5 protein-coding genes and 1 pseudogene are annotated in these 7,921 nt (G+C 70.1%); 1 reads left to right on the top strand and 5 read right to left on the bottom strand.

The genetic code is table 11. From position 1 onward, the window contains the following. On the top strand, positions 1–929 hold a 929-nt coding region (locus RH94_RS06110), incomplete at its 5' end, for an IS3 family transposase (protein WP_079188869.1). A gap of 496 nt (positions 930–1,425) precedes the next feature. Here the strand turns inward: RH94_RS06110 and RH94_RS40630 are convergent. The 5 genes and pseudogenes from RH94_RS40630 to RH94_RS06085 all read right to left on the bottom strand — a co-directional run bounded on the left by RH94_RS40630 (position 1,426) and on the right by RH94_RS06085 (position 7,853). Further along, positions 1,426–2,382 (bottom strand): TniQ family protein, encoded by a 957-nt coding sequence (locus RH94_RS40630; RefSeq protein ID WP_158073025.1) that lies wholly within the window; start codon positions 2,380–2,382, stop codon positions 1,426–1,428. Beyond that, positions 2,379–3,365, bottom strand: a complete 987-nt coding sequence (locus tag RH94_RS06100; RefSeq protein ID WP_073946628.1) for an ATP-binding protein — start codon at positions 3,363–3,365, stop codon at positions 2,379–2,381. The genes RH94_RS40630 and RH94_RS06100 overlap by 4 nt, the downstream gene beginning before the upstream one ends. Positions 3,366–3,977: 612 nt before the next feature. Beyond that, a pseudogene (locus tag RH94_RS46295) lies at positions 3,978–4,175 on the bottom strand (transposase); the annotation flags it as partial. Between the two features lie 1,466 nt (positions 4,176–5,641). Continuing rightward, positions 5,642–6,475, bottom strand: coding sequence for a TnsA-like heteromeric transposase endonuclease subunit (locus RH94_RS06090; RefSeq protein WP_079188914.1), 834 nt, complete (start codon positions 6,473–6,475; stop codon positions 5,642–5,644). 212 nt (positions 6,476–6,687) lie between these two features. Next, positions 6,688–7,853, bottom strand: a protein-coding gene (locus tag RH94_RS06085; protein WP_234425562.1) for an IS3 family transposase whose coding sequence is annotated in 2 segments (ribosomal slippage) — positions 6,688–7,566 and positions 7,569–7,853 — 1,164 coding nt in all. Because the reading frame shifts where the segments join, the coding sequence is not laid out codon by codon here. Positions 7,854–7,921 lie beyond the last annotated feature (68 nt).

Below are 7,921 nucleotides of genomic sequence, written 5' to 3'. Positions count from 1 at the left end.
TAGCGTTCATCGACGAGCACAAGGGCCGCTTCGGCGGCGTCGAGCCGATCTGCCGGGTCCTCACCGACCACGACTGCAAGATCGCCCCGTCCACCTACTACGCCCACCACAAGCGCCAGGCCACGCCCGCGGCCCGCACCGTCCGCGACGCCGAGCTCAAGACCCTCATCACAAAGGTGTACGAGGCCAACTACCGTGTCTACGGCGCCCGGAAGATCTGGCGGCACCTGAACCGCCAGGATGTCGCGGTGGCCCGCTGCACCGTCGAGCGCCTCATGCGCGAGCTCGGCATCACCGGAGCGGTCCGCGGCAAGAAGGTGATCACCACGATCCCCGACGCGAGTGCGGAACGGGCTCCAGACCTCGTGGACCGCGACTTCGTCGCCCCGGCCCCGAACCGCTGCTGGGTCGCCGACTTCACCCACGTCGCCACGTTCGCCGGCGTCGTCTACGTCGCCTTCGTCGTGGACACCTTCTCCCGCCGTATCGTCGGCTGGTCCGCGGCCACTTCGAAGGAGACCCGACTCGTCCTGGACGCCCTCGAGATGGCCCTCTGGCAACGCGACCGAGATCAACGATCCCATCAGAAAGGCGAGTTGATACATCACTCCGATGCCGGGTCGCAGTACACATCGTTCGCGCTCGCCGAGCACCTCGACCGGGCAGGCATCGCCGCGTCGATCGGATCGGTCGGCGACGCTTACGACAATGCCCTGATGGAGTCCACGATCGGCCTGTTCAAAACTGAGTTGATCAAGCCCCGTCGGCCCTGGAAGACACTCTCCGAGGTCGAACTGGCCACCGCCGAATGGGTCGACTGGTACTGCCACCGCCGACTGCACGGTGAGATCGGGCACATCCCACCCGCCGAATACGAGACCAACTACTACCTCGAAACCACGAAACCCCAGGTCACAGTCACAACCTAGAGTCTCGATCAAACCCGGAACGGTTCACTTCGATGGTCCGGCCCAGCTGGGCCGACTGAGCATACGACTCATCATTCGGGACGACTTCGACCGTTCCCGGGTACCCGGACTCGCTGGCGGTCCGACGCCGGACGAGATCGCACAGGTCGTCTGGGGCCCCTACCGATTCCGGCCCGGAGTCGACGGCGCCGACCAACTCGGTCGGACCGTCACGCCGTTCCCGCTGGAAGCAGGTGACCGCACTCGGCTCGCCCTTGACCTTTCCGTAAAGCCGGCCTGGTACGAAGGCACTGATGGTGAGGAACGCTGGCGGCGGCAGTACCAGAACGCGACGATCAGGCTGTGGGCCGACTGCGAAGCCGAGGGGCACAAGCCTTGGCGGCTCAGCTTCGGTGTCACTCAGGATGGCCGGTGGGCGCAGACAGGCCGCACCGTCGGCAGCTGAGGCCGTAAGACGCGAGTCAACCTGCTGCAGCCTGGGCGGTGATGCTGCTGGTCAGTGGCGTGTGTGGGTGAGGAAGGCGCGGAGCGGGTCGTTCGCGCTGGGGGTCAGGCGGGTGAGGCCGAGTCGGCGGGCGATGAGAGTGAGGGCGTCGTCGGTGTTGTGGTGTGGCCGGCTCGGGAGGGTGGCGAGAGCGCGGGCGAGGGCGACGGTTTCGGGGTAGGTGACCAGGTCGCGGGTCAGGAGTGCGGGTGAGGCGCTGTGCGTGGTGGTCAGGTGGGGGTTGGCCGCGCAGAGCCGGGTCAGGCGTTGTCGCCAGCGGTGGGTGAGGTGTTGCTGGTGGTCGTACCAGCGGGTGGTGATGGCGCGTGCTGTGGTCCAGGCGGTGCTGGCGCGGGGGTGTCGTAGAAGGCGTTGGTGGGTGTGGTGCGCGGCGGCGAGTTCGGGCACGCCGTGGGTGTGGAGGGTGGAGGTGAGCCGTGGGTCGGGAGCGGCTTGCTCATGGCGCGGGCACATCAGCCCGGGCGGTGACGGGTGGAGCCACGCGGTGTCGGTGATGCCGTGGCTGCGGTGGCGGGTGCACAGGGTGCAGGCGCGGACGGGCTGCTGCTCGGCCTCGAGCCGTTTCCAGTGCGCGGCGGCCTCGGTGCCGTGGGAGTCGCCCAGCAGGGCGAGGTGGGGCAGGGCGCGTGTCAGGTGGGGGAGTGGGGTGCGGGCGAGGGCGGCGAGGTGGCGGGCCGCGTTGTGATTGAGGTGGAGTTCGGCTGCTGGCAGGGTGCCGTGGCGGTGGAGGGTGATGCTGGCGCCGTGGAGGAGCTGGGGCAGCGTCAGCTGGTAGCCGCTGGCGAGGCGTTGCACATATGAGGCGGTCGCTTCGCCGGTCAGCGGCCGTACGCGGAGCACGCCCGGGGCGGCTGACGGGATCTGCAGCCATGTCCCTGCGGTGACGACACTGCGCTGCGCGGGGACGGCTGCGGCCGCATCCCCGGCAGTGACGTCTGTCCGGGTCATGGGGTGCTGGTACTGCGGCTTCGGGTTCGGGTGTGGGGTCGGTAGTGCTGTTCGGCGAGGTGGTCGAGGCGGACTGCTTCGAGGGTGGTTTTGGTGATGCGTTCGGTGCCGTCGATCAGGGCGGTGATGGCGGCCTGGCGGATGAGGCGGGCGAGGCTGCCGATGCGGCCGGCGGTGCGCTCGTGGAGGTAGGGGGCCAGCTGGGGGAGGGTTCCGGGCCGGTGGTGGCGCAGGTCGAGTGCGCTCTCCATGGCTTTGACGAGGTCGCGGAAGGGCTCTTGGTCGCCGAGGCGGGCGGGGAAGGCGGCGCAGTCGATGAGGGAGGCGCGTCCGGCGAGCTGCGCGCCGCGCACCCCGGTGAACAGGGGTGTGGTGGTGACGTCGATGCCGGCGTAGACGAAGGTGGCGCCGATGCGTTCGGTGAGGTCTTTGAGCAGGTCGGCACTCTGGGCGCCGGTGGTGGTGCGGGGGTTGAGCCGGTGGATCTCGTCGATCATCACCAGCTGGACGCCTGCGGTGGTGTAGGTGTGGCAGACGGCGTTGGTGATCTGGGCCTGGGACATGCCGGCGGCGACGGGGATGCCGAGGTAGCGGGCGAACTCGGTGGCCAGGGTCTTGGCGCTGGCGGCGGGCGGGACCAGGACGTAGGCGACGGGCACCTGCCCGGCTGCTGCCGTGGGGCCGTGGCGACGGGTGTGGGCGAGGTGGCAGGCGCGTCCGACCTGGAGCAGCGCGGTGGTTTTCCCGGCACCGGCGGGGCCGGTGACGATCAGGGACGGCCGTGCGGTGACCGCCTGGTGGCGGCCGAGGATCATCAGGGTGCGCACGTTCTTGGCGAGCGCATCGATGGCCGGGGTGCGCACGGTGACGAACCGCGAGTGGTAGGCCAGGCGTTCCTCGAGACTGCGAGGCGGCGCGCCGGGCGGGGGAGGGGCTGCAACCGGCGTGGCGGCGAAGGCCTGGAAACCGTCCCAGGTGGTCACCGACTGCTGCGCCTGAGGGGCATCGCCGGCGGTGCTCGCCGCGGCACCGGGAGGCCGGTCCGCCGTCGATGAGGAACTGGTGGTCGGCACCCCGTCTGTGCCCGGTGGGGTGTTTACCATTGCTCGGCCTCTGCTTCGGCGTCCCACAGCCCGTATCCGCCTGCCTCGGCCGCCTGCACGCCCGCGCCCTCCGGCTCGCTCGTGTCCGTCCCGGCCGCCGCCTCGATGCCGATGAGGTCGTCCAGGCTCTCGCTCCAGTCCGGGGCCGGGGCCGGTGTGGTCTCCATGTCGAGGGGGCGCCGCTGGCCCGGCAGATCGGGCAGCTGTGCTGCCGTACTTCCGGAGCGGGGGGGTTCTCCGGCGGCGGGTGTTGTGCTCGGTCCCGGCGGGGCTGCAGGTGCGGCGCAGGAGCTGGTCGAGGGCGTCGGCGAGGTCGGCTTCGTGCGTCTCGCGGTCCCCGCGTTGTTCGACCTCGGTCTGGATGTGGCGCCAGATCTGGTCGTTGAAGGGCTGGTGGACGTGGTCGCGGTGGATCCAGCCGATCTCGTGGAGCTTTCCGTCGGTGAGGCGGACCCAGATCTGGCGGGCGTCGTGGGGGTTGTGGTGGACCTCCCACTTGCCGTCTTTGCTGGCGACACCGGAGCGCTGGCCGCGGTGGGGGTCGAGGACTTCGTGGTTGTAGGTGCGGTAGTCGAGGCGGATGCCGCGTTCGGTGATGGGCTGCCAGCGCACCGGCAGCAGCTCGAGGTAGTCGGCCCTGGTCAGCGGGACGGGCACGTAGCCGCTGATGGTGATCAGCGCGGCCCACATCTGGTTCGGCGTGAGGGAGGTTTTGGGAAGGACGGGATGGCGCAGTCCGTCGTGGGGCCGGTTCTGCCAGCCGCAGGTGATCCATTCGTCGAGGAAGTCCTGCAGCTGCGGGATCGTCCACCGCGCCTCGGCCGCCGTCGCGGAGCCGCGGCGCTGGGGGTTGGAGCCGGTGTGGCCGGCGACGTGCTGGCAGAACAGGTCGTTGATCGCGCCGAAGGTCCGCTCCACCACAGCTTTGGCCTGTGGTCGCCTCGGAGGGGCGGGCTGCACGCTCACCCCGAGCGTCTCGCAGGCGGCGACGAAGCCCTGCGAGAGGTAGATCTTGCCGCGGTCGACGACGATCGTCTCGGGCACGACCACCGGGCAGGCGGCCGCGCCCTCCAGCCGCTCGTCCAGCGACAGCATCCGCTCGTAGGGCACCTCGGCCCGCGACAGATGCAGCGACTTGGGCCAGGCGGGCCGGGCGGGATGGGGGACGGCCATTTCCGCCAGCAGCAGGGCGGCGTCGACGGCTTTGGTGCTGTGCGGGCGCAGAACGGCGGCCAGGATGGAGCGCGTGGCGACGTCGACGGCAATGGTCAGCTCCGGCCGCCCCAGGCTGCCGTCCTCGAGGACGGCCATGATGTCCAGGCGGGTGGTGTCAATCTGCACCTGCTCCCCGGGCCGCAGCACCACCGGAGCCGACGAGGCGCGGGCGGGTGCGGTGGCGGTGCGTGCGGGACGTCCCGCACGCTCGGCCGGGTCGGCCAGCACGTTCACCAGCCGGTAGAACGACGACCGCGACGGCATCTCCACCACCCCGCGCCCGTGCGTGTCCTCCAGGATCTGCCCGACCAGCACCTGCAGTCCCTTCACCGTCCCCTTCGACCGGCCTCGCTGACGCCGCAGCGCCTCCAGCACCGCGGCCACGACCAGCTCGTCGGCATACCCCGTCGGATGACGGCCGCGTGTCGGCACCGTGCGTTTGTCGACCAGCCCCCACAAGCCCTGCTTGCGGTAGGCGTGCCGCATCCGCTCGACCGTCGTGCGGGTCACCCGGGTGAAGCCGAGCGCGGTCAGCTCCTTCGCCTTGGCCGCATCCCGCTGCGCCAGGGTCCACCGCTCCGGGTCGTACTCCGGCCGCATCGCCTGCCCCTCGCGGCTGCCCTCAGGGTGCGGCCACCCGGTCTCGACCTCCCGGATGTGGGGCAGCCACGCCAGCGCCCGCTGCTGGGCCGCCAGCGGAACGGTCTCGAACAGCCCCCATTGCGGCACCGTGTCCGGCGCCTGCGCGCCCACCACTTCGAAGCCCGGATCGGCGAACAACCCCCCGAGCAGCAGGCTCATTTCCGCGCCGTCCTCCTGCAACAGGTAGACCTGCTGGCCCTGCAACGCAGCGACCTGCCAGGTCTGCCCCCGGTAGACGACGTGCGCGCCGACCTCCACCACCGGCCGCCGACGCTTACCGTGTGTGCCGCCCACTGGGCTCAACCTCTCTCCGAATCGCCGCCGACATTGCTCAGCCGCCTTTCGACGCCCTCACCACGCTCTGCGTCAGCGCAGATCAGCACCCGCTCGTGCAGCGGCTCATCGAGAGGCGTTGTCAGATGCCCGCACCACAGCGCGTGATAGGCGGCCGGTAGGACCTGCAAGGAATCGCCCACCACGGCTACGCCGTCGGCTAGCGGCCGGGGCGCGGCGAACGCTGCGGCCAGCGCGGCCTGCAGCCCGGGCGGTCCCTGGTACCGGGGGTGGCGGTAGCCGGCCAGCCACCGCAGATTCGCCGCCACCACCGCCGGAGGCGGCTCCAGCCGCCGGTACGACCAGCCCACGCGCGCACACGCAGCCTCCAGGACCACCCGCGCCCGCTGCGCCCTTTCACCTCCGACGGCCGGGCTGGAGGGGCAGTCGGCGAGCAGGCCGGTGCCGTCCGCGTACCGGGCGAACAGTTGAGGCACCCACGAGCGCACCCGCCCGTTCGCAACGTCCCGCCACAGCAGCCGTACCGGACGGGCGGAAAGGCCGGTCACGTCCGGATTCCGGTCCAAGACCATCAACTGCGTGCGCATCGCTGCCGAACCGTGTACGACATGCCGTCCGGTGGTCGCCGACCACCACCAGCCCGGCCCCCACCGGCGGCCCGGCAGAACCGGAAACGCGGATACCGGCGCCAGGTCCTCGAACCGCACCGACACCGCCGCCTGATCCCACGGCAACTGCGTCACTTGCCCGCCGGCCGTGACGAACGCGGCCTCGATTCCCGCACCGCCGCCCCCTGCGGCAGCCTGCTGCACCCGCCCGCTGTGCTCGTGCCCCTCCACACTCAACAGCCAAGTGCATGGGGGGCTGCTGAACGCCGTGATCCGGATCCGCCACCCGAACGGGTGAACGGCGGCTGCGATACCGAGCTCCTGCACCCGTGGTCAGACCGGGAAGAATCTCAGTTCCTGCAGGAGCCGCTGCTGGCCGGGCAACAGAGCGTGGCGTTGAGCGAGCTGTTGGGACTGCTGCACGGATGGGTGACAGTCGGGTTTCATGCCGCGAGGGCTGCGGCGGGCTTCATGGTGGTCTCGAACTCGATGGGGGTCAATCGGCCCAGCCGTAGTTGTCGGCGACGCCGGTGGTAGGTCCGTTCGATCCAGATGACGATCGCGGTGCGGAGCGCTTCTCGGGTGGTCCAGGTGCGGCGGTCCAGGACGTTGTTCTGCAGGAGTGCGAAGAACGACTCCATGGCCGCGTTGTCACCGGCGGCGCCGACCCTTCCCATCGATCCGACCAGGCCGTGACGGTTCAGGGCGTGGATGAACTTCCGGGACCTGAACTGCGAGCCGCGGTCGGAGTGGACGACGCAGCCGGCCACCACGCCTCTGCGTGCGGCGGCGTTGTCCAGCGCGTTCACCGCGAGCCGTGCCTGCATCCGGCTGCCGATCGAGTAACCGACGATCCGGCCGGAGCAGGCGTCCTTGACCGCACACAGGTACAACGTGCCCTCTCCGGTGGCATGTTCGGTGATGTCCGTCAGCCACAGCTCGTTCACCGCGTTCGCGGTGAAGTCACGCCGGACAAGGTCGTCGTGCACCGGCGGCCCGGGTCGCTTGCCGTTCTTCGACCGCTTCTTCCCGAACACTGACCACCAGGCGTTGTCCCGGCAGATCCGCCACGCGGTCCGTTCACTCATCCGCTCGCCTGCCGTCTCGGCTTCCCCGGCGAGGAACCGGTAGCCGAACTCGGGATCGTCGCGGTGGGCGTCAAACAGCGCGTTCGCCCGGTGGGCCTCGGTGATCTCGGCCTCGGTCACCGGCCGGCGAAGCCACCGGTAGTAGTGCTGGCGAGCAAGCCCCAGTACCCGGCACGCGACCGCGACCGGGATCTTGTCGGCGGCGAGCTCTCTCACGAGCGGGTAGAGCCTTTTCCCGGCAGGTTCGCCTGCGACAGGTAGGCCGCCGCGCGGCGCAGGACCTCGTTCTCCTGCTCCAGCAGCCGGATCCGCTTCTTCAGCTCACGGTTCTCCGCCGACTCGGACCTGGTGACACCAGGCTTCTCGCCGTCCTCCACGGCGGCCTGGCGCAGCCACTTCGACAGCGTCATCTCATGGACGCCGAAGTCCTTCGCGATCTGCGCAAGGGTGACGCCCTTCTCGCGGTTGCGGGCCACGCGCACGACGTCGTCACGGAACTCTTCGGGATAGGGAACAGGCACAGCAACATCCTTCCAGGCCGCCCCACGGGCAAGCCAGATCAGATGTCACCACACCGTGCAGCAGTCCC

This window comes from Streptomyces kebangsaanensis, assembly GCF_001906585.1.
GTDB lineage: Bacteria > Actinomycetota > Actinomycetes > Streptomycetales > Streptomycetaceae > Streptomyces > Streptomyces kebangsaanensis.
The sequence above is the reverse complement of the archived record's forward strand: the minus strand, read 5'-3'. Positions and strand labels throughout refer to the sequence as shown.

Coding starts and splice junctions, on each gene's coding strand:
- RH94_RS40630 (WP_158073025.1), bottom strand. CDS start 2,382: ATGACCCGGACAGACGTCACTGCCGGGGATGCGGCCGCAGCCGTCCCC.